The sequence below is a fragment of the Enterobacter cloacae complex sp. SHL022 genome (genome assembly GCF_049237785.1).
GTDB classification, from domain to species: Bacteria; Pseudomonadota; Gammaproteobacteria; order Enterobacterales; family Enterobacteriaceae; genus Enterobacter; species Enterobacter hormaechei_C.
Map to the genome: position 1 here is coordinate 372,940 of NZ_JBMKJH010000002.1, position 18,520 is coordinate 391,459.

The 18,520-nt window shown below is 58.1% G+C and carries 22 protein-coding genes; 10 read left to right on the top strand and 12 right to left on the bottom strand.

Going from position 1 to position 18,520, the window contains the following annotated elements:
• Nucleotides 1-4 precede the first annotated feature (4 nt).
• Nucleotides 5-985 (bottom strand): type IV pilus twitching motility protein PilT, encoded by a 981-nt coding sequence (locus ACOTZD_RS05990; RefSeq protein WP_174401941.1) that lies wholly within the window; start codon nucleotides 983-985, stop codon nucleotides 5-7.
• A 17-nt stretch (nucleotides 986-1,002) separates the two neighbouring features.
• Here ACOTZD_RS05990 and ACOTZD_RS05995 point away from each other — a divergent pair, with 17 nt between their 5' ends.
• Genes ACOTZD_RS05995 through ACOTZD_RS06020 form a run of 6 tightly spaced genes read left to right on the top strand, consistent with a single transcriptional unit; the run spans nucleotide 1,003 to nucleotide 4,742 of the window.
• Complete coding sequence (locus ACOTZD_RS05995; protein ID WP_045345615.1) at nucleotides 1,003-1,704, top strand: YggS family pyridoxal phosphate-dependent enzyme; 702 nt, start codon at nucleotides 1,003-1,005, stop codon at nucleotides 1,702-1,704.
• Nucleotides 1,705-1,725: 21 nt separating this feature from the next.
• A complete protein-coding gene (locus ACOTZD_RS06000) occupies nucleotides 1,726-2,292 on the top strand; it encodes a YggT family protein (protein WP_003860024.1) in 567 nt (188 codons plus the stop codon).
• A complete protein-coding gene (gene yggU, locus ACOTZD_RS06005; RefSeq protein ID WP_003860023.1) occupies nucleotides 2,289-2,585 on the top strand; it encodes a DUF167 family protein YggU in 297 nt (98 codons plus the stop codon). Before ACOTZD_RS06000 ends, yggU begins: the two co-directional genes overlap by 4 nt.
• 3 nt (nucleotides 2,586-2,588) lie before the next feature.
• On the top strand, nucleotides 2,589-3,182 hold the full coding sequence (locus ACOTZD_RS06010) for an XTP/dITP diphosphatase (RefSeq protein ID WP_022651831.1): 594 nt from the start codon (nucleotides 2,589-2,591) through the stop codon (nucleotides 3,180-3,182).
• Nucleotides 3,175-4,323, top strand: a complete 1,149-nt coding sequence (hemW, locus tag ACOTZD_RS06015; RefSeq protein ID WP_045332868.1) for a radical SAM family heme chaperone HemW — start codon at nucleotides 3,175-3,177, stop codon at nucleotides 4,321-4,323. Before ACOTZD_RS06010 ends, hemW begins: the two co-directional genes overlap by 8 nt.
• A gap of 56 nt (nucleotides 4,324-4,379) precedes the next feature.
• A complete protein-coding gene (locus tag ACOTZD_RS06020) occupies nucleotides 4,380-4,742 on the top strand; it encodes an endonuclease domain-containing protein (protein WP_045337264.1) in 363 nt (120 codons plus the stop codon).
• Nucleotides 4,743-4,808: 66 nt separating this feature from the next.
• Here the strand turns inward: ACOTZD_RS06020 and ACOTZD_RS06025 are convergent, their stop codons facing one another.
• Genes ACOTZD_RS06025 through trmB form a run of 3 tightly spaced genes read right to left on the bottom strand, consistent with a single transcriptional unit; the run spans nucleotide 4,809 to nucleotide 6,628 of the window.
• Nucleotides 4,809-5,525: a DUF2884 domain-containing protein gene (locus ACOTZD_RS06025; protein ID WP_003862419.1), complete on the bottom strand. Its 717-nt coding sequence runs from the start codon at nucleotides 5,523-5,525 to the stop codon at nucleotides 4,809-4,811.
• A 57-nt stretch (nucleotides 5,526-5,582) separates the two neighbouring features.
• Entirely contained in the window at nucleotides 5,583-5,909 is a 327-nt protein-coding gene (locus ACOTZD_RS06030) for a YggL family protein (RefSeq protein WP_003862421.1), read from the bottom strand.
• Entirely contained in the window at nucleotides 5,909-6,628 is a 720-nt protein-coding gene (gene trmB, locus ACOTZD_RS06035; protein ID WP_015571843.1) for a tRNA (guanosine(46)-N7)-methyltransferase TrmB, read from the bottom strand. Before trmB ends, ACOTZD_RS06030 begins: the two co-directional genes overlap by 1 nt.
• A gap of 144 nt (nucleotides 6,629-6,772) precedes the next feature.
• Here trmB and mutY point away from each other — a divergent pair, with 144 nt between their 5' ends.
• From mutY to ACOTZD_RS06055, 4 genes are all read left to right on the top strand, one after another.
• Nucleotides 6,773-7,825 carry an A/G-specific adenine glycosylase gene (gene mutY / locus ACOTZD_RS06040; RefSeq protein WP_023314826.1) on the top strand — a complete coding sequence of 351 codons (1,053 nt, stop codon included), beginning with the start codon at nucleotides 6,773-6,775 and terminating at the stop codon, nucleotides 7,823-7,825.
• 26 nt (nucleotides 7,826-7,851) lie between these two features.
• On the top strand, nucleotides 7,852-8,124 hold the full coding sequence (locus ACOTZD_RS06045; RefSeq protein WP_003862425.1) for an oxidative damage protection protein: 273 nt from the start codon (nucleotides 7,852-7,854) through the stop codon (nucleotides 8,122-8,124).
• Nucleotides 8,125-8,248: 124 nt separating this feature from the next.
• Nucleotides 8,249-9,325, top strand: coding sequence for a membrane-bound lytic murein transglycosylase MltC (mltC, locus tag ACOTZD_RS06050; protein ID WP_003862427.1), 1,077 nt, complete (start codon nucleotides 8,249-8,251; stop codon nucleotides 9,323-9,325).
• Between the two features lie 292 nt (nucleotides 9,326-9,617).
• Nucleotides 9,618-10,874 (top strand): nucleoside permease, encoded by a 1,257-nt coding sequence (locus ACOTZD_RS06055; RefSeq protein WP_003862429.1) that lies wholly within the window; start codon nucleotides 9,618-9,620, stop codon nucleotides 10,872-10,874.
• Nucleotides 10,875-10,953: 79 nt separating this feature from the next.
• Here ACOTZD_RS06055 and citG read toward each other — a convergent pair whose 3' ends face one another.
• Genes citG through ACOTZD_RS06095 form a run of 8 tightly spaced genes read right to left on the bottom strand, consistent with a single transcriptional unit; the run spans nucleotide 10,954 to nucleotide 18,265 of the window.
• A complete protein-coding gene (gene citG, locus ACOTZD_RS06060; protein ID WP_174401942.1) occupies nucleotides 10,954-11,757 on the bottom strand; it encodes a triphosphoribosyl-dephospho-CoA synthase CitG in 804 nt (267 codons plus the stop codon).
• On the bottom strand, nucleotides 11,735-12,274 hold the full coding sequence (gene citX, locus ACOTZD_RS06065; RefSeq protein WP_003862433.1) for a citrate lyase holo-[acyl-carrier protein] synthase: 540 nt from the start codon (nucleotides 12,272-12,274) through the stop codon (nucleotides 11,735-11,737). Before citX ends, citG begins: the two co-directional genes overlap by 23 nt.
• On the bottom strand, nucleotides 12,271-13,794 hold the full coding sequence (citF, locus tag ACOTZD_RS06070; protein ID WP_023314829.1) for a citrate lyase subunit alpha: 1,524 nt from the start codon (nucleotides 13,792-13,794) through the stop codon (nucleotides 12,271-12,273). Before citF ends, citX begins: the two co-directional genes overlap by 4 nt.
• A 10-nt stretch (nucleotides 13,795-13,804) precedes the next feature.
• On the bottom strand, nucleotides 13,805-14,680 hold the full coding sequence (gene citE, locus ACOTZD_RS06075; protein ID WP_003862436.1) for a citrate (pro-3S)-lyase subunit beta: 876 nt from the start codon (nucleotides 14,678-14,680) through the stop codon (nucleotides 13,805-13,807).
• The gene (gene citD, locus ACOTZD_RS06080) at nucleotides 14,677-14,970 is read right to left on the bottom strand and encodes a citrate lyase acyl carrier protein (protein ID WP_126296857.1); all 294 of its coding nucleotides are present in this window, start codon (nucleotides 14,968-14,970) and stop codon (nucleotides 14,677-14,679) included. The genes citE and citD overlap by 4 nt, the downstream gene beginning before the upstream one ends.
• A gap of 16 nt (nucleotides 14,971-14,986) precedes the next feature.
• On the bottom strand, nucleotides 14,987-16,009 hold the full coding sequence (citC, locus tag ACOTZD_RS06085; protein ID WP_023314831.1) for a [citrate (pro-3S)-lyase] ligase: 1,023 nt from the start codon (nucleotides 16,007-16,009) through the stop codon (nucleotides 14,987-14,989).
• 13 nt (nucleotides 16,010-16,022) lie between these two features.
• Nucleotides 16,023-16,886: a fumarylacetoacetate hydrolase family protein gene (locus ACOTZD_RS06090; protein WP_023314832.1), complete on the bottom strand. Its 864-nt coding sequence runs from the start codon at nucleotides 16,884-16,886 to the stop codon at nucleotides 16,023-16,025.
• Nucleotides 16,887-16,903: 17 nt separating this feature from the next.
• Entirely contained in the window at nucleotides 16,904-18,265 is a 1,362-nt protein-coding gene (locus ACOTZD_RS06095; RefSeq protein ID WP_022651841.1) for a 2-hydroxycarboxylate transporter family protein, read from the bottom strand.
• Nucleotides 18,266-18,520 lie beyond the last annotated feature (255 nt).

An 18,520-nucleotide genomic window follows, 5' to 3' on the forward strand; every position in this document is an offset into this window, starting at 1 on the left:
GGGCCTACAGCCGCCCCTGCGCCCGTCGCTCCGCCAGACTCTGCTCAAAGTTCTGCATCCCCGCCTGCTGCCCCGTTTGAATAATGCCCGGCAGTTGCCAGGTTTTGCCTTCGCGGATCAGGTTTGCCGCCGCCGACGTATTCACCAGTAGCTCATACAGCGCCACGCGCCCGCCCTGGACATCCTGACGCAGCTTCTGCGCCAGAACCGCACGCAGGCTTCCCGCCAGTTGATTACGCACCGGATCTTTCTCCTGCGCCGGAAAGGTATCGACCAGGCGCTCGATCGCCTGCGCCGCACCGCGCGTGTGCAGCGTGGCCAACACCAGATGGCCGGTTTCCGCCGCCGTCAGCGCCAGGCGTATCGTCTCGCTGTCGCGCAGCTCACCAAGCAGAATCACATCCGGATCTTCACGCAGCGCGCTGCGCAGGGCCTCGGCAAAGGACGGGCTGTGCAGGCCTATCTCCCGCTGCTGGATCAGGCAACGTTCACTCTGGTACATAAACTCCACCGGATCTTCAAGGGTCAGAATATGCCCGTCCGTCTGGTGATTGAGGAAATCGACCATCGCGGCCAGGGTGGTCGATTTCCCACTGCCGGTGGCGCCGGTGACCAGAATCAGGCCATTGTCATTGGACAAAAGCTCCGGGATCGCGCGCGGCACGCCTAACGCAGAGAGCTGCGGGCACGTCAGCGGCAACAGGCGCAGCGCGATCGAAACGCCGTGCATATGCTTAAACGCACTGCCGCGCAGGCGCTGACGGTCTGCGAGGGTAACGGCAAAATCAACCTGCCCATTTGCCCACCAGGCGCCCTGCTGTTCATCGTTGAGCCACGCTTTTAATAACGCCTCCACATCCGGGGGCGGAAACGGCGCAGGTTCAAGACGGCCTGACCTGCGCCAGCGCGAAGGTGAATCACTGCACAGGTGTAGATCGGAGACGTTATGCTTTACACTAAGGGCCACAATTTCTTCCACATCCATAGACTACTCCTCGGAAAATGAACGACATTGCGCATAACCTGGCACAGGTCCGGGACAAAATCTCAGCCGCGGCAACACGTTGCGGCCGTGCTCCAGAAGAAATTACGTTGCTTGCAGTCAGCAAAACCAAGCCTGCGAGCGCCATCGCAGAAGCGATAGCCGCCGGTCATCGTGCCTTTGGTGAAAACTATGTGCAGGAAGGCGTAGATAAGATTCTCGCTTTCCGGGAACGGGGAAATGCAGACCTGCAATGGCACTTTATCGGTCCGCTACAGTCGAACAAAAGCCGTCTGGTAGCAGAGCACTTCGACTGGTGTCACACCATCGATCGTCTGCGTATCGCTACCCGTTTGAGCGACCAGCGCCCTATTGAGATTCCAGCGCTTAACGTGCTAATTCAAATCAACATCAGCGATGAAAACAGCAAGTCCGGCATTACGCTGAGCGAACTGGATGCGCTGGCGGCGGACGTGGCGGCGCTGCCGCGCTTAACCCTGCGCGGGCTGATGGCTATCCCGGCGCCAGAGTCAAGTTATGAAAGGCAGTTTGCCGTAGCACAGCAAATGGCTGTAGCATTTGAGGCGCTTAAAGCGCGCTATGACACGGTAGACACGCTTTCTCTGGGCATGTCGGATGATATGGAAGCCGCCATCGCGGCAGGCAGCACCATGGTGCGCATCGGCACAGCAATTTTCGGTGCGCGCGATTACCCCCAATAATAAGGAAACCTGAGGAACGCCATGAAGACGTTGACTTTCCTGCTTTCAACGGTCATTGAACTGTATACGATGGCGCTGCTGTTGCGCGTCTGGATGCAGTGGGCCCGTTGTGATTTTTACAATCCATTCTCACAATTTATCGTGAAAATCACGCAGCCCATTGTGGGGCCGCTTCGCCGCATCATTCCGGCAATGGGGCCGATTGACAGTTCATCTCTGCTGATGGCGTTTATTCTGAGCGTTATCAAAGCGATCGTGCTGTTTATGGTCATCACTTTCCAGCCGATTATCTGGATTTCAGCCGTTCTGATCCTGGTTAAAACCGTCGGCTCGCTGATCTTCTGGGTCCTGCTGGTGATGGCGATCATGAGCTGGGTAAGCCGGGGCCGTAGCCCGGTGGAGTACGCGTTGATTCAGCTGACAGAACCGTTGCTGCGTCCAATTCGTAGCCTGCTGCCTGCGATGGGCGGAATCGACTTCTCACCGATGCTTCTCGTTCTGCTGCTGTACGTGCTGAATATGGGTATCGCGGAACTGTTACAGGCGACGGGTAATATGCTGCTGCCGGGGCTGTGGATGGCGTTATGAGTGCAGTTAGCCCCTGCGCCGACGGGCTGGTTTTACGGCTGTACATTCAGCCGAAAGCCAGCCGCGACAGTATTGTTGGGCTGCATGGCGACGAGCTAAAAGTCGCCATCACGGCCCCGCCGGTTGACGGCCAGGCGAATGCGCATCTGACCAAATATCTGGCTAAACAGTTTCGCGTCGCTAAAAGCCAGGTCATCATTGAGAAAGGTGAACTTGGCCGGCATAAACAGGTAAAAATCCTTAACCCGCAATCTATCCCGACGGAAGTCGCGGCTCTGACAGAACAGGACTAAACCATGCAGAAAGTTGTTCTCGCCACCGGTAACGCCGGTAAAGTGCGCGAGCTGGCCTCGCTATTAAATGATTTTGGGCTGGACGTGGTGGCTCAGACCGAGCTGGGCGTGGACTCCGCCGAAGAGACCGGCCTGACGTTTATCGAAAACGCCATTCTGAAAGCGCGCCATGCGGCGCAGGTAACCGGACTGCCCGCGATTGCCGATGATTCCGGTCTGGCCGTGGATTTTCTGGGCGGTGCGCCGGGGATTTACTCCGCCCGCTATTCCGGGCCGGACGCCACCGACCAGCAGAACCTGGAAAAGCTGCTTGTGGCCCTGAAAGACGTTCCTGACGAACAGCGTACCGCGCAGTTCCACTGCGTGTTGGTCTACATGCGTCACGCGGAAGATCCCACGCCGATTGTCTGTCACGGCAGCTGGCCGGGCGTGATCACCCGTGAAGCGGCGGGCAACGGCGGCTTTGGTTACGACCCGATTTTCTTTGTCCCGACCGAGGGCAAAACCGCTGCGGAACTCACCCGCGAAGAGAAAAGCGCGATCTCCCACCGTGGACGCGCCCTGAAACTGTTACTGGAAGCACTGCGTAATGGCTAATTTGCCGCCTCTGAGTCTTTATATTCACATCCCATGGTGCGTGCAGAAATGTCCGTACTGTGATTTCAACTCGCACGCGCTGAAGGGTGAAGTGCCGCACGATGATTACGTCGCGCATCTGCTGGCCGATCTGGATGCCGATGTACCGTACGCACAGGGACGTGAAGTGAAGACCATTTTTATTGGTGGCGGTACGCCGAGCCTGCTTTCAGGCCCGGCGATGCAGACGCTGCTGGACGGTGTGCGCGCACGCCTGAACCTGGCAGCGGATGCTGAAATTACGATGGAAGCCAACCCCGGCACCGTTGAGGCCGACCGTTTTGTCGAGTACCAGCGTGCGGGCGTGAACCGTATCTCTATCGGCGTGCAGAGCTTTAGCGAGCCAAAGCTGAAGCGTCTGGGGCGCATTCACGGCCCGGAAGAGGCAAAGCGCGCGGCAAACCTGGCAACGGGGCTTGGGCTGCGCAGCTTTAACCTCGACCTGATGCACGGCCTGCCGGATCAGTCGCTCGAAGAAGCGCTGGACGATTTGCGTCAGGCGATTGAACTGAACCCGCCGCATCTGTCGTGGTATCAGTTGACCATTGAACCGAACACCCTGTTTGGTTCGCGCCCGCCGGTGCTGCCGGACGACGACGCGCTGTGGGATATCTTCGAGCAGGGCCACCAGCTTTTGACCGCGGCGGGATATCAGCAATACGAAACGTCGGCGTATGCGAAGCCGGGCTATCAGTGTCAGCACAATCTGAACTACTGGCGTTTTGGCGACTATCTCGGAATTGGCTGCGGTGCGCACGGCAAGGTGACCTTCCCGGACGGACGCATTCTGCGTACCGCCAAAACGCGTCATCCGCGCGGGTATATGGAAGGCCGCTACCTGGAGCGTCAGCACGACGTCGAGGCGGTGGATAAGCCGTTTGAGTTCTTTATGAACCGCTTCCGTCTGCTGGAAGCCGCTCCGCGCGCGGAATTTACGCGTTATACCGGGCTGCCGGAGTCAGTGATTCGCCCGCAGATTGACGAGGCGCTGGCGCAGGGGTACCTGACCGAGTGTGATGTGTCCTGGCAGATCACCGAGCACGGCAAGCTGTTCCTGAACTCCCTTCTTGAGTTGTTCCTCGCTGAAAATCCTGAAGGCTGATTCAGAATTTTACATCCCGTTCTGCTGGCTGAGGGAAAGGCTGGCAGAGTGTGGGGATGGAAACAATACGTTCATACGCAAAGCAGCTCAGACGCGAGCTGACACAGGAAGAAAGACGGCTTTGGTATTTACTGCGCAGCCGCCGTTTCGAAAATTATAAATTTCGCCGACAGCACCCGGTAGGTAACTACATTCTGGATTTCGCCTGTTGCGCGGCTCGGCTGGCCGTTGAGCTGGATGGCGGACAACATGATGAAAATCAGGAATACGATCGACAAAGGACATTGTGGTTAAACCATAAGGACTGGCACGTCATTCGATTCTGGAACAACGAACTCTGGAATAACGAAGAGGCGGTGTTAGAAAGGATCCTTGTAACGCTGCAAGCGCTGCAACCCTCACCCCGGCCCTCTCCCTGAAAGGGAGAGGGGGCAAACATCCCCTCGCCCCTTTGGGGAGAGGGTTAGGGTGAGGGGCTAAGTGAATTACTTCAGCGTCCCCACCAGCGCCTTCCGGCTGTCTTCCAGCGACACCACGCGCTTACACACGTCTTTGCCGAACTGCTGGAAATCGGCTTCCTGATTCTTCCACTCGTTCTGAATCGAGGTTTGCAGTCCGCCCAGACTACCCAGTACACCCTGCAAAGGATTACCGCCACCCTTCAGCACCGCTTTGGCGCCCATCTCGTTGATGCTGTCCTGGAGAATGCCGCCCATCGCCTGGTTCACCAGCTGCTGACCGTCGGCACGCACCTGATCGATCGCCTTATAATGGAACGTCAGGCCATCAGAGCGCGTCTCGATAATACGGTTCATCTGCTCTTTCAGCTGCTTATCCAGCTTCGTCAGGCGGGTGCGCATATTGCTGCTCTCCCCCACCTCTTTGGTGATGATTTTATCCAGCGCCACGCGGCTCTTTTCAACGCGGGTCAGCGCGCCATCGTTGATCCAGGGCAGCGCGGTACGCAACTCGGCCTGGTAGTCCATCGCCTGCTCGCGCTGGGCGGCCGTCAGGTTTTGCGGTTTGCCGTTAAAGGTCACGTTGCCATCCGGCGTAATCACCAGATTGCCATTCTCGCCCTTAACCTGCACGGTTTGCGGACTCAGCACCACGTCATCACGCGGGGTGACGCTACATTTATACTCCGCATGGGCGGTGGATCCGATTGCCAGTAAAGCAACAGCCAGCAACGTTTTGCGCATCTTAAACACTCCCTCAGACAAAATGGGCCAGCTAATGCTGGCCCCGTTCTTGCTTTATTAGTCCCACCAAACGTCGAAAAGTTCGCTAACGCGGACATCTTCCAGTTTGTGGTCTTCAAGCCATTTGCGTACCAGCGCCTGATGCTCTTCGGTGCATTTCCCCACTTCCTGGGTGCAAATCAGACCTTCCCACGCCAGATAGCCGCTACCGTCGAAGGCCAGCTTGTTTGGCTCGATCACCTCGTTGATGAACGCATCAACGTCCTGATCGATCTGCTCAACGCTGGTGCCTTCCGGGAAACGCCAGGCAACGGAGAAACCCACTTCCTGGAATTCTTCGATGTGCATCTTTTTACGCAGACGACGGCTACGATTCTTTGCCATTATTTCACCCTCTCGAACATTAAGTCCCATACGCCGTGACCAAGACGATGGCCACGCTGTTCAAATTTTGTCACCGGACGTGAATCCGGACGCGGTACGTAGTCGTTGCTTTCAGACTGATTTTTATACCCGTCCAGGGACGACATCACTTCCAGCATATGTTCCGCATAAGGTTCCCAGTCGGTTGCCATGTGGAAAACGCCGCCCAGCTTGAGCTTACTTTTCACCAGCTCGGCAAACGGTGCCTGAACGATACGGCGTTTATTATGACGCGCTTTGTGCCATGGGTCAGGGAAAAAGAGCTGAACCATGTTCAAAGAATTGTCAGGAATCATTTTGTGCAGCACTTCCACCGCGTCGTGACACATGACGCGCAGGTTCTCAACGCCCTCTTCATGGGCCGTTGCCAGGCATGCGCCGACGCCCGGCGAATGTACTTCAATACCGAGGAAGTTCTGCTCCGGGCGCGCTTTCGCCATAGTGACCAGCGAGGTGCCCATACCAAAGCCGATCTCCAGGGTCACTGGCGCGTCGCGGCCAAACAGGTCGGTGAAGTCGAGCGGTTGCTCGCTGAACTCAACGCCCATCACCGGCCAGTAGTTGTCCAGCGCGTGTTGCTGCCCTTTTGTCAGGCGCCCCTGACGGCGGACAAAGCTGCGAATACGGCGCAGCGGGCGACCGTTTTCATCAAATTCCGGTGAAATGACGTCGTTTTTCATAAAAGAGTTGTCTGCTTGTGAGAATGTTCGGGAAACGGGCATTATCCAAAGTTAAGGCTTCTATGCAAGCATGGGAAAGATCCGGTTTACAGCAGATTGACGCTGTGCTGCAATCTGCGTCCCTGATTAAGCGAATCGATGACCATGCAAGCCTCTCAATTTTCAGCCCAGGTGCTGGACTGGTACGACAAATACGGGCGTAAAACCCTGCCCTGGCAAATTGAAAAAACGCCGTACAAAGTATGGCTCTCCGAGGTGATGTTGCAACAAACGCAGGTCGCGACGGTCATTCCTTACTTCGAGCGTTTTATGGCGCGCTTCCCGACAGTCACCGATCTGGCGAACGCCCCGTTGGACGAGGTGCTGCACCTGTGGACCGGGCTTGGCTATTACGCCCGCGCGCGCAACCTGCACAAGGCCGCACAGCAGGTCGCGACGCGCCACAATGGTAAATTCCCGGAAACCTTCGACGAGGTGGCGGATTTGCCCGGCGTCGGGCGTTCGACCGCAGGCGCCATTCTCTCCCTCTCTTTAGGCAAACATTTCCCTATTCTCGACGGCAACGTCAAGCGCGTGCTCGCACGCTGCTACGCCGTAGATGGCTGGCCGGGTAAGAAAGAGGTTGAGAAACGCCTGTGGGAGATCAGTGAAGCGGTCACTCCGGCGAAAGGGGTGGAGCGTTTTAACCAGGCGATGATGGATCTGGGCGCGATGGTCTGTACCCGTTCAAAACCGAAGTGCGAACTCTGCCCGGTAAACAACCTCTGCGTGGCCTATGCGAACCACACCTGGGCGCAGTATCCGGGGAAAAAACCGAAGCAGACGCTGCCTGAACGCACCGGGTACATGCTGCTGATGCAGCATGGCGACGAGGTGTTTCTCGCTCAGCGCCCGCCGAGTGGCCTGTGGGGTGGTCTATACTGCTTCCCACAGTTTGAGGATGAAGCCTCGCTTCGGGCATGGCTTGAACAGCGCGGCATTGCGGCCGAAACCCTGACGCAACTCAACGCGTTCCGTCATACCTTCAGCCATTTCCATCTGGACATTGTGCCGATGTGGCTTCCCGTGTCCTCATTCACGTCGTGCATGGATGAAGGCACCGCTCTCTGGTATAACTTAGCGCAACCGCCATCAGTCGGGCTGGCGGCTCCCGTGGAGCGCCTGTTACAGCAATTACGTGTCGGTGCAATGGTTTAGCATCGGCAAGACAAAGAGGAATGAGTATGGCCAGAACCATTTTTTGTACTTTCCTACAGCGCGACGCTGAAGGCCAGGATTTCCAGCTCTACCCGGGCGACCTGGGTAAGCGCATTTACAACGAGATCTCCAAAGAAGCCTGGGGACAGTGGCAGAAAAAACAGACCATGCTGATCAACGAGAAAAAGCTCAGCATGATGAACCCGGAACACCGCAAACTGCTGGAGCAGGAGATGGTGAACTTCCTGTTCGAGGGTAAAGACGTCCACATCGAAGGCTATACGCCACCGGAAAAATAATAACGCGCAGCTGCTGCCCGGCTGCGCTGCGCTTGCACGGGCCTACGGTTTTGTAGGTCGGGTAAGCGCAGCGCCACCCGGCAACAGCAACCCCAAAGCAAACACAACACGCACTCCCGGAATGATGAAAAAACTTTTAGCGCTAGCCCTTGTTGCGCCGTTGCTTGTGTCTTGTTCTTCCAAAAAAGGCGATGAATACAACGAAGCCTGGGTCAAGGACACCAACGGTTTTGACATTTTGATGGGGCAGTTTGCCCACAACATCGAGAACATATGGGGATTTAACGAAGTTCTTATTGCCGGACCGAAGGACTACGTTAAGTACACCGACGCCTATCAGACCCGTAGCCACATCAACTTTGATGACGGTACGATTACGGTTGAAACCATCGCGGGGACTGAACCTGCGGCGCATTTACGTCAGGCCATCATTAAAACCCTGCTGATGGGCGACGATCCGGGGTCTATCGACCTCTACTCTGATGCCGATGACATCACCATCTCCAAAGAGCCGTTCCTGTATGGCCAGGTCGTTGACCAGACCGGTCAGCCGATCCGCTGGGAAGGCCGCGCCACGAAATTTGCCGACTATCTGCTGCAAACGCGCCTGAAAAGCCGTACCAACGGCCTGAAAGTGATCTACAGCGTCACCATCAACCTGGTGCCAAACCACCTCGACAAGCGTGCGCATAAGTATCTGGGCATGGTGCGTCAGGCGTCGCGTAAGTATGGCGTGGATGAGTCGCTGATCCTGGCGATTATGCAGACCGAGTCCTCGTTCAACCCCTACGCGGTAAGCCGTTCCGACGCGCTGGGGCTGATGCAGGTTGTGCAGCACAGCGCCGGTAAAGACGTGTTCCGCGCGCAGGGGAAATCCGGCACGCCGAGCCGCAGCTACCTGTTTGACCCGCAGAGCAACATTGATACCGGCACGGCCTATCTGGCGATGCTGAACAATGTCTATCTCGGCGGGATTGATAACCCAACCTCACGTCGCTATGCGGTGATCACCGCCTACAACGGCGGGGCGGGCAGCGTGCTGCGCGTCTTCTCGAATGACAAAGTGCAGGCCGCGAACATCATCAACAGCATGGCGCCGGGGGATGTGTACGCTACCCTCACCACCCGCCACCCGTCTGCGGAATCCCGCCGCTATCTGTATAAGGTGAATACGGCGCAGAAGAACTATCGTCGCCGTTAAAAACCAACACCATCCCTCACCCTGCCCTCTCCCCAAAGGGGAGAGGGTGTTCAAGTTCCCTCTCCCCTTTGGGGAGAGGGTTAGGGTGAGGGGGCATCAGGCCGCACTCACTCCACCCCACCCATACGAAAATGCTATTTGCATCACAATCCAGACTGCAAATTAATGTGGATTGCATTTTTTTGCGGGAGGTAACAAAACATAACGTTGCCAACTGATAGAATTGCATCAAATAACAACCCTGAATGTTCCTATAACAACATATCTCCCGCTCACTTGTGAGGAAAGTAACATGAACCTTAAGCTGCAGCTTAAAATCTTGTCGTTTCTGCAGTTCTGCCTGTGGGGTAGCTGGCTGACTACACTCGGCTCCTATATGTTTGTGACGCTCAAGTTCGATGGTGCGTCGATCGGTGCCGTTTACAGCTCGCTGGGCATTGCGGCTGTTTTCATGCCAACGCTGCTCGGTATCGTGGCGGATAAATGGTTAAGTGCGAAATGGCTATACATGCTTTGCCATCTGGTGGGTGCGGGGACGCTGTTTATGGCGGCCGAAGTGACCACGCCGGGGGCGATGTTTATGGTGATCCTGCTTAACTCGCTGGCGTATATGCCAACGCTTGGCCTGATCAACACCATCTCCTACTACCGCCTGAAATCTGCCGGACTGGATATCGTCACCGACTTCCCGCCTATCCGTATCTGGGGCACCATCGGCTTTATCATGGCGATGTGGGGCGTGAGCTTCGCGGGCTTCGAGCTGAGCCATATGCAGCTGTATATTGGTGCCGCGCTCTCCGTGCTGCTGGCGCTGTTCACCCTGACGCTGCCCACCATTCCGGTGTCTAACCAGCAGAAAAACCAGAGCTGGAGCACCATGCTTGGCCTGGACGCTTTCGCACTGTTCAAAAACAAGCGCATGGCGATCTTCTTTATCTTCTCCATGCTGCTGGGCGCGGAACTGCAAATCACCAACATGTTCGGTAATACCTTCCTGCACAGCTTCGATAACGATCCGCTGTTTGCCGGGAGCTTTATCGTCGAACACGCGTCGGTGATGATGTCCATCTCGCAGATCTCCGAGACGCTGTTCATCCTGACCATCCCGTTCTTCCTGAGCCGCTACGGCATCAAGAACGTCATGCTGATCAGTATCGCCGCCTGGATGTTGCGCTTCGGTCTGTTCGCCTATGGCGACCCAAGCGCGTTCGGCACCGTGCTGCTGGTTCTGTCGATGATTGTTTACGGCTGTGCCTTCGACTTCTTCAACATCTCCGGCTCGGTGTTTGTGGAAAAAGAGGTGAAGCCTGAAATCCGCGCCAGTGCGCAGGGCATGTTCCTGATGATGACCAACGGCTTCGGTTGTATTCTGGGCGGCGTGGTAAGCGGTAAAGTGGTTGAGATGTACACCACCAACGGCATTACAGACTGGCAGCCGGTGTGGCTGATCTTCGCCGGGTACTCGCTGGTGCTGTTCTTCGCGTTCATCGCGCTGTTCAAGTACAAGCATGTTCGCGTGCCGAATGGTGCGCAGCCGATCGCGCATTGATTGTTGTGCCCGGTGGCGCTGCGCTTACCGGGCCTACAAAACCAGACCGTAGGCCGGGTAAGGCGTAGCCGCCACCCGGCTATTTTATAGCAGACAGCACCCACCCCACCGACAGCAAATCCGCGCTGCCGCCCGGACTCAGGTTTCGTTCAATCAGTGCCTTATCCATCTTAAGCAACGCCTCGCGATCCCAGCCACTTGCCAGTAATTCACGCGCGTAGCCCTGAACATAGCGCAGCCCCTGAATGCCGCCGCGTGACACGAGATTACTGTCCTGATTGACCGCCATCAGGCGCAACAGCAGGTCGTGAAGCAACTGTCCGTTCCACTGCCCCAGCGCCTTACCCACCGTCGCAAAGCCGCTCTCCGCCTCGCCTCGCGCCCCGGTTAAGCCGTAATGCTGAAACTGCCGCTCCCCCGCCGTTGCCTGCCCGCTGCGCCCGGCCAGCTCCCGCGCCACCAGCCCGCGACAGATGTTACTTACCTCACAACAGAGGCTATCCGCAGAGATATTTTTCACACGACCGGCGGCGAAGCAGAGCAAACCAAGAGCAAAAATACCGCCCTTGTGGGTATTTACCCCGCCCGTGGCGGCGTACATTGCCTGCTCGCAGGCCATTCCCATTGGGCGGAGAATCCGCAACTGCCGATCGGCAGGTTTGGCCGCATGTGCTTCACCCAGTTCCGCAAACCGGGCAAACCACGGCGTAATCGCCATAATGCTGCGGACAAACAAGGCATGGTCCATATCCCGATGCGAGCCGTTATTGAGCCTGTCCACCAGCCCCGGCTTGGGCGTCAGCTCCAGCTCCTGCCACAGCGCCGCTTCGGCAAGCGCAGGCACGTCAACCGGGCGCGGTTTAGTCGCGAGCAAACCAGTCATCGATCATCTTCTCCACGCGGGAAACCACCTGCTCAACGGGATGGTGGCGCGAACGGGAACACGCGTGGGCGGGCTCGTCGCAAATCAGACAGCGTCTGAGGTGTGAACCCAGCGACTGACGGCCCACGAGGCCGTTTTCAGGGCAGATCACGTCCAGATCCCACAGTCTGCCGAGCGGGTGCGTCTGCTCCAGTTCTGCACAGTGCGCTTTGATTTCCGCCGCCGGATGCGCGACGCACCACAATGCTTCAGGTCCGGTGGGTAGCCAGAGCACCAGGCGGTCCAGCACCTGCCAGCGGTTTTCCCATAGCAGCTGGTCGCACATCTGTAACGCCACCCCCATGGTGTTGCGGTAGCGCAGGCTGTCTTTGATTTCCCCGGGCGTGACCAGCGTGAGGGAGATCACCGGTTGTTGATAGTGCGTAAGCCAGTCAGCCTGGCGGGCTGCGCGGCGCTCTTTCGCCGCCAGCAGTTCCTCCAGGCTGACACCCGCCCGCACGGGTGTCGCTAAAGTCATACTTCCTCCTTCACCTGTCGCACAGTGTCGATCACGCTGCCGTCGCGGTAGCGGATCACCCCGACGATTTTGTCGGTGAACTCAATCGGTTTCGGTACGCCTGTCAACGAAATCGCTCGCTCATACAGCGCGTTGATATCTACAACCTTCATCCCTGCTTCCATGAGTCGTTCGCGGATCTCCGGGCGCGCCGGGTTGACCGCAATACCGTGGTCGGTGACCAGCACGTCAATGCTCTCCCCCGGCGTGAGGCGAGTGGTAACGCGCTTCACGACGGTCGGGATGCGGCTTCGCAGCAGCGGCGCGACCACAATGGTCAGGTTGGCTGCCGCCGCCACGTCGCAGTGTCCGCCGGATGCGCCACGCATCACGCCATCGGAGCCGGTGATGACATTGACGTTAAAGTCGACGTCGATTTCCAGGGCGCTGAGGATCACCACGTCGAGCTGGTCGCAGCTTGCCGCCTTGCTGCCGGGGTTGGCGTAGACGTTGGTGGAGATCTCCACGTGGTTCGGGTTGCGCGCCAGCGAGGCCGCTGCCTGGCCGTCAAAGCACTGGGTGTCGAGCAGCTTTTCGATGAGCCCCTTCTCGTGCAGATCCACCAGGCTGCCGGTGATGCCGCCGAGCGCAAAGCGCGCCTTCACGCCGCTGCGCTCCATCTTCTCTTCCATAAAGCGAGTGCAGGCCGTGGCCGCCGCGCCGGAGCCGGTCTGCATCGAGAAGCCCGGTTTGAAGTAGCCGGAGTGTTCAATCACGTCCGCCGCATAGCGGGCGATCATCAGCTCGCGCGGGTTGCTGGTGACGCGCGCTGCGCCGACGCTGATTTTCGCCGGGTCGCCCACGCTCTCCACCTGCACGATGTAGTCCACCTGATCCTGCACCAGGCTGGCGGGCATATTGGGGAACGGCACCAGCGCTTCGGTCAGCAGCACCACCTTACGGGCAAACTGCGCGTCCACCATCGCGTAGCCCAGCGAGCCGCAGCATGATTTACCGTGCGTGCCGTTGGCGTTGCCAAACTCATCGCTGCACGGCACGCCGAGAAACGCCACGTCGATGTTCAGTTCGCCGTCCTGGAGTAGCTTCACGCGCCCGCCGTGGGAGTGAATTTGTACCGGCTCCTCCATCAGCCCGTGAGAGATGGCATCCGCCAGCCTGCCGCGCATGCCGGAGGTGTAAATCCGGGTGATGACGCCGCTTTCGATATGCTCGATCAGCGCGTCGTTGCAGGTCATCAGCGAGCTGGAAGCCAGGGTCAGATTTTTGAAGCCCATCCGCGCCAGCAGCGCCACGACGGTGTTGATCACCCGGTCGCCTTCGCGAAAGGCGTGGTGGAAGGAGATGGTCATCCCGTCCTGCAAGCCGCAGCGCTTAACCGCCTCTTCAATAGAGGCGCAGAGCTTGCGGCTGTGCTTCGCCTCGCTGTCCGCCAGCCACGGCGTCGCGCTGTGGGCGGTATCAAAGGGTTTCAGATCCCGCAGATGGGGGAAATTCATATGGAGAAGTTCTGTCTGATTCATTATGTCATCCTTACCGACGCACGCCGGAGGCCGCCGCGCGCTCCAGCACCACCTGCGCGTGGTTAATAATCGGTGCATCCACCATTTTGCCGTTGAGCGACACCACGCCCAGGCCGTTACGCTCGCCCTCTTCTGCCGCCTCAATCACCCGTTTCGCGTGTTCCACTTCTTCCCGTGTCGGGGCGTAGGCGTTGTGCAGCAGGTCTATCTGGCGCGGGTTAATCAGCGATTTGCCGTTAAAGCCCATCTTGCGGATCAGATCGACTTCGCGCAGGAACCCGGCTTCATCGTTAACGTCTGACCACACCACGTCGAAGGCGTCGATGCCTGCCGCGCGGGCGGCGTGCAGCACGGCGCAGCGGGCGTAGAACAGCTCGGTGCCGTCGCCGCGCTCGGTCTGCATGTCCATCACGTAGTCAAAGGCGGCCAGCGCAATGCCGATCAGGCGCGGGGAGCTGCGGGCAATCGCCACGGCGTTGATGACGCCAATGGCCGATTCAATCGCCGCCATCACGCGGGTGGAACCCACCTCGCGGCCGCACGCCTGCTCGATACGCTCGAGGTGGCCTTCCAGCTCGTAAATATCGTCCGGGGTGTCGGTTTTCGGCAGGCGTATCACGTCCACGCCCGCGCGCACGGCGGCCTCCAGATCCAGCAGGCCAAACGGCGTGCTCAGCGGGTTAATACGCACCACGGTTTCGATATCCTGATACATCGGGTGCTGCAACGCGTGGAACACCAGCATGCGTGCGGTGTCTTTCTCGCGCAGGGCCACGGCGTCCTCAAGGTCAAACATGATGGAGTCGGGACGGTAGATAAAGGCGGTAGAGAGCATGGCGGCATTGGCGCCTGGCAGGAACAGCATACTGCGGCGGAGTTTGCTCATTTCAGCGCCTCCCAGTTGATGGCCTGTTCATCGGCGGCACGCAGAAGCGCGCTTTGCAGGCGGGCGCGAATAACACAGTCCAGCGCCCCTTTGTCTTCAATAATGATTAATCCCTGGTGCACGTTCATGGCGCGCAATGTGTCGTTGACCACCTGGCGAATCTGCTCGCCAAACTGCTTAATCACTTCGCTGTGGATGACGATCTCCAGCTCACCGTGAGCGGGGGCGATTTTCACCATCAGGTCGCTGGACTCCTGCGTTCCGGCCAGCGCCTCCCTTACAATATTCATGATAAATTCCTGATAGTTATGCGACTTCCGCACTCGCACGATAATGTGCTTCGAGGTGCGCGAAGGTGGAGTCCGGGACAATCTCCCGGATCCGGGAAAACTGCTGTGTCTTGAGTAAACGGCGCACTTCCGAGGCCGAAATGGCGTTGCCGGTGGCCTTGATGCGCGGCATCTCCACCACGTCAATATGCGAGGCCAGCAGGTCGTGCAGCGTCTGGTTGTACTGGCGGGTGATATCGCAGAACGGCTCCGAGCCGATGAAGCGGTGCGTGATGCCCAGCGCCGGGGCGATAAAGTCCCGGAAGATCAGCACGTCGATCTCGCTCCACGCCTGCTGCACTTTGCCGGTCTCCTTCAGGAAGTAGGCCGGAAACGTGGCGCGGGAGATGATGTACTGCGAGCCTTCATGCACCACCACGTTCGGCAGATGCGCCACGCCCGCGCGCACCATCTCAAGGCGCGCGCTGAACGGGAAGAACGAGGCGTCTTCACGCACCACAAACAGATGCAGGGCATCGCACTGCGCCGCCGCCTGCTCCACCAGATGACGGTGGCCGAGGGTGAATGGGTTGGCGTTCATCACAATGGCACCAATTTTTTCCCCGCCCCTTCGCATCCGGCTTAAGGTACGGCAGTAGCGCGCGATCCCCTGCGGGGTGTTCTCCATTAGCACCGCGTTGTTCCCGCTCTGGGCAATCGGCCAGAAACCGCTGCGGCCAAAGCGCTCCTTATTGCACGGACGGGTGCAGAGGAAGAGGTGAAAATGGCCGCGCTCCAGCGCCGCATTTTCCACCTCTGCCAGCAGACGCGCGCTGAGGTTTTCCCCACGAAGCTGCTCGTTGACCGCCACGCATTTGATGACGTTGGCAGCCAGCCCGGCGCAACCCACCAGCTGCGCGCCGGACCAGGCTTCGACAAACAGCGTGATGTCGTTGTCCAGGCCAAGGCCGCTGTCTGCCAGCAGGTAGCGGATCTGGCTTAAGCGTTCCGGGTGTTTCGCCACCAGCGTGTGGCGAAAATCGATGGGTTGCGATTGCATGCTGCCGCCTTACTTAATGTGCTGCCGCAAGCCCGACGGCTGGCGCTTCCACGATCACGTTGCTGAGATGACCGATATGCTCGATCTCCACCTCAATGCGATCCCCCTCTTTCATAAACAGCGGCGGGTTGCGCTTTTTACCCACGCCGCCAGGCGAGCCGGTGATGATCACGTCGCCCGGGCTGAGACGGGTGAAGGTGCTGATGTACTCGATCAGCTCCGCCACCTTGTGGATCATGCTGCTGGTGTTGTCTTCCTGCACCATGCGGCCGTTCAGCCAGGTGCGGATTGCCAGTTGGTGCGGATCGGGGATCTCATCCGCCGTCGCCATCCACGGGCCGAACGCCCCGGTCTGCCGCCAGTTTTTCCCGGCGGTGAACCAGGTGTGCTGCCAGTCGCGGGCGGAGCCGTCCATGTAACAGCTGTAGCCCGCCACGTGGCGCAGGGCGTCGTCGCGGCTGATGTTCTCCCCGCCTTTGCCGATGATCACCGCCAGCTCGCCTTCGTAGTCGAACTCGCTGGAGTGGCGCGGCTTCAGCACCGGCTCGTTGTGGCCGGTCTGTGAATCAGGGAAGCGGACAAACAGGGTCGGGGCCGGGTTGTGCTGGTCAAACTCCTTGCGCTTGTCGGCATAGTTCATGCCCACGCAGAGGATTTTTTCCGGCTGTACAATCACCGGTAAGAAGGTGATGGCGTTCAGCGGTACATCCACCGCGTCGTTCAGGAATCGGGTGGCCTGCGCCAGCCCGTTCCCCTGCAACAGCGCTTTAAGGTCGCCATAGCGGTCGCCGAGGCGGCGGCCCAAATCAATCACGCCGTCGGCCTGAACGATGCCGTAGCTGCGTTTTCCCTGGTATAAAAAGCTTGCGAGTTTCATTGTTCTTTCCTGAAAACTTAAACGAGGAAGTTGCCCAGAATCAGCAGAGAGATGGAGACGTTAATCGCCCCGCCGATACGGGTAGCAATCTGGGCGAACGGCATCAGACTCATGCGGTTGCCTGCGGTCAGGATCGCCACGTCACCAGTACCGCCCTGGCCGCTCTGGCAGCAGGAGACGATGGCGACATCAATCGGGTGCATACCAATCTTTTTGCCGACGAAGAACCCGGTTGCCACCAGCGCGGAGACGGTGCTGATAATCACCAGCAGGTTGGTCAGCGTGAAGGCGGCCACCAGTTCATGCCATGGGGTGATGGCTACGCCAACGGCAAAGAGAATCGGGTAGGTCACAGAGGTCTGGAAGAATTTGTACACCACCTGAGAGCCCTCCAGCAGACGCGGAGAGGCACCGTTGCAGAGCTTCACCAGCACCGCCATAAACAACATGCCCACCGGCGCTGGCAGACCAATCAGCTTGTGACCGAGCATACCCAGCATGTACAGCAGCACCGCCAGCAGCGCGCCGGAGGCGATGGTCGTCACGTCCGCTTTGCCGGAGAACGCAGGCTGAGAGACAGTGGCATCGGCATTGGCGCGATTCGGCATCAGCTGGCCTTCACCGGTCAGGTGCGGGTAGCGTTTCCCGAGCTGGTTGAGGCAACCGGAGATAATGATCGCCGTCAGGCCGCCGAGCATCACCATCGGCAGTACGCGGCCGAGCGCCACGCCCTGATCCATATGCAACAGGGTGGCATAGCCGATGGAAAGCGGGATTGCCCCTTCCCCGACGCCGCCCGCCATGATCGGCAGAATGATAAAGAAGAAGATCTGGAACGGCTCGAGGCCCAGCGCCAGCCCAACACCCATGCCGACAATCATGCCGACGATTTCACCGCACAGCATCGGGAAGAAGATGCGCAGGAAGCCCTGGATCAGCACGGTGCGGTTCATACTCATGATGCTGCCGACGATAATGCAGCAAATATAGAGATAAAGAATGTTGGTGGATTTATAGAACTTAGTGGTGGATTCCACTACTACATCCGGCAGCAGGCCGTAATAGACCAGCGCGGAAGGGATAAAGGTGGCGCAAATTGCCGCCGCGCCGAGCTTGCCGACAATCGGCAGGCGTTTGCCGAACTCACCGCAGGCAAAGCCGAAGAAGGCCAGCGTGGCCACCATGACCACAATGTCGCTCGGTAGTTTTCCGCCCAGGCAATCAATCGCAATCAGCGCGCCCGCCAGAACGAACAGCGGCAGAGGTATAATGCCGATTTTCCAGGTATCCATAATATGCCACCAGCGCTCTTTGAGCGATGGCCGCTGAATATCAATCGGGTCGTGGGTAACAGAGAATGAATCGTCAGTTGTGCTCATAATAAGCCCCTTAGTTATTTTGTGCGTTCAGCTTAGAGTCACAAAGGCTTACTTTATGTGAGGGATGGCATATTAAAAGCGAAGTTTTAATGGACACTATGGTTTTAATGGTTTCTTTTATTTAATGTGATTTATGCCTTATTTATTGCCGTGGTTTTTATGGTTTCTTTTCTTAACTGAACAAAGAAATAACATTTATTCATTTAACCTTAAGAGGATGAGACTTTCGGAAAAATCTTTTACAGGCTGCGCTGT

Bases quoted from the DNA above. Each gene is read 5' to 3' on its own strand.
- ACOTZD_RS05990 (WP_174401941.1), bottom strand. From the start codon at position 985: ATGGATGTGGAAGAAATTGTGGCCCTTAGTGTAAAGCATAACGTCTCC.
- ACOTZD_RS05995 (WP_045345615.1), top strand. From the start codon at position 1,003: ATGAACGACATTGCGCATAACCTGGCACAGGTCCGGGACAAAATCTCA.
- ACOTZD_RS06000 (WP_003860024.1), top strand. From the start codon at position 1,726: ATGAAGACGTTGACTTTCCTGCTTTCAACGGTCATTGAACTGTATACG.
- yggU (WP_003860023.1), top strand. From the start codon at position 2,289: ATGAGTGCAGTTAGCCCCTGCGCCGACGGGCTGGTTTTACGGCTGTAC.
- ACOTZD_RS06010 (WP_022651831.1), top strand. From the start codon at position 2,589: ATGCAGAAAGTTGTTCTCGCCACCGGTAACGCCGGTAAAGTGCGCGAG.
- hemW (WP_045332868.1), top strand. From the start codon at position 3,175: ATGGCTAATTTGCCGCCTCTGAGTCTTTATATTCACATCCCATGGTGC.
- ACOTZD_RS06020 (WP_045337264.1), top strand. From the start codon at position 4,380: ATGGAAACAATACGTTCATACGCAAAGCAGCTCAGACGCGAGCTGACA.
- ACOTZD_RS06025 (WP_003862419.1), bottom strand. From the start codon at position 5,525: ATGCGCAAAACGTTGCTGGCTGTTGCTTTACTGGCAATCGGATCCACC.
- ACOTZD_RS06030 (WP_003862421.1), bottom strand. From the start codon at position 5,909: ATGGCAAAGAATCGTAGCCGTCGTCTGCGTAAAAAGATGCACATCGAA.
- trmB (WP_015571843.1), bottom strand. From the start codon at position 6,628: ATGAAAAACGACGTCATTTCACCGGAATTTGATGAAAACGGTCGCCCG.
- mutY (WP_023314826.1), top strand. From the start codon at position 6,773: ATGCAAGCCTCTCAATTTTCAGCCCAGGTGCTGGACTGGTACGACAAA.
- ACOTZD_RS06045 (WP_003862425.1), top strand. From the start codon at position 7,852: ATGGCCAGAACCATTTTTTGTACTTTCCTACAGCGCGACGCTGAAGGC.
- mltC (WP_003862427.1), top strand. From the start codon at position 8,249: ATGAAAAAACTTTTAGCGCTAGCCCTTGTTGCGCCGTTGCTTGTGTCT.
- ACOTZD_RS06055 (WP_003862429.1), top strand. From the start codon at position 9,618: ATGAACCTTAAGCTGCAGCTTAAAATCTTGTCGTTTCTGCAGTTCTGC.
- citG (WP_174401942.1), bottom strand. From the start codon at position 11,757: ATGACTGGTTTGCTCGCGACTAAACCGCGCCCGGTTGACGTGCCTGCG.
- citX (WP_003862433.1), bottom strand. From the start codon at position 12,274: ATGACTTTAGCGACACCCGTGCGGGCGGGTGTCAGCCTGGAGGAACTG.
- citF (WP_023314829.1), bottom strand. From the start codon at position 13,794: ATGAATCAGACAGAACTTCTCCATATGAATTTCCCCCATCTGCGGGAT.
- citE (WP_003862436.1), bottom strand. From the start codon at position 14,680: ATGAGCAAACTCCGCCGCAGTATGCTGTTCCTGCCAGGCGCCAATGCC.
- citD (WP_126296857.1), bottom strand. From the start codon at position 14,970: ATGAATATTGTAAGGGAGGCGCTGGCCGGAACGCAGGAGTCCAGCGAC.
- citC (WP_023314831.1), bottom strand. From the start codon at position 16,009: ATGCAATCGCAACCCATCGATTTTCGCCACACGCTGGTGGCGAAACAC.
- ACOTZD_RS06090 (WP_023314832.1), bottom strand. From the start codon at position 16,886: ATGAAACTCGCAAGCTTTTTATACCAGGGAAAACGCAGCTACGGCATC.
- ACOTZD_RS06095 (WP_022651841.1), bottom strand. From the start codon at position 18,265: ATGAGCACAACTGACGATTCATTCTCTGTTACCCACGACCCGATTGAT.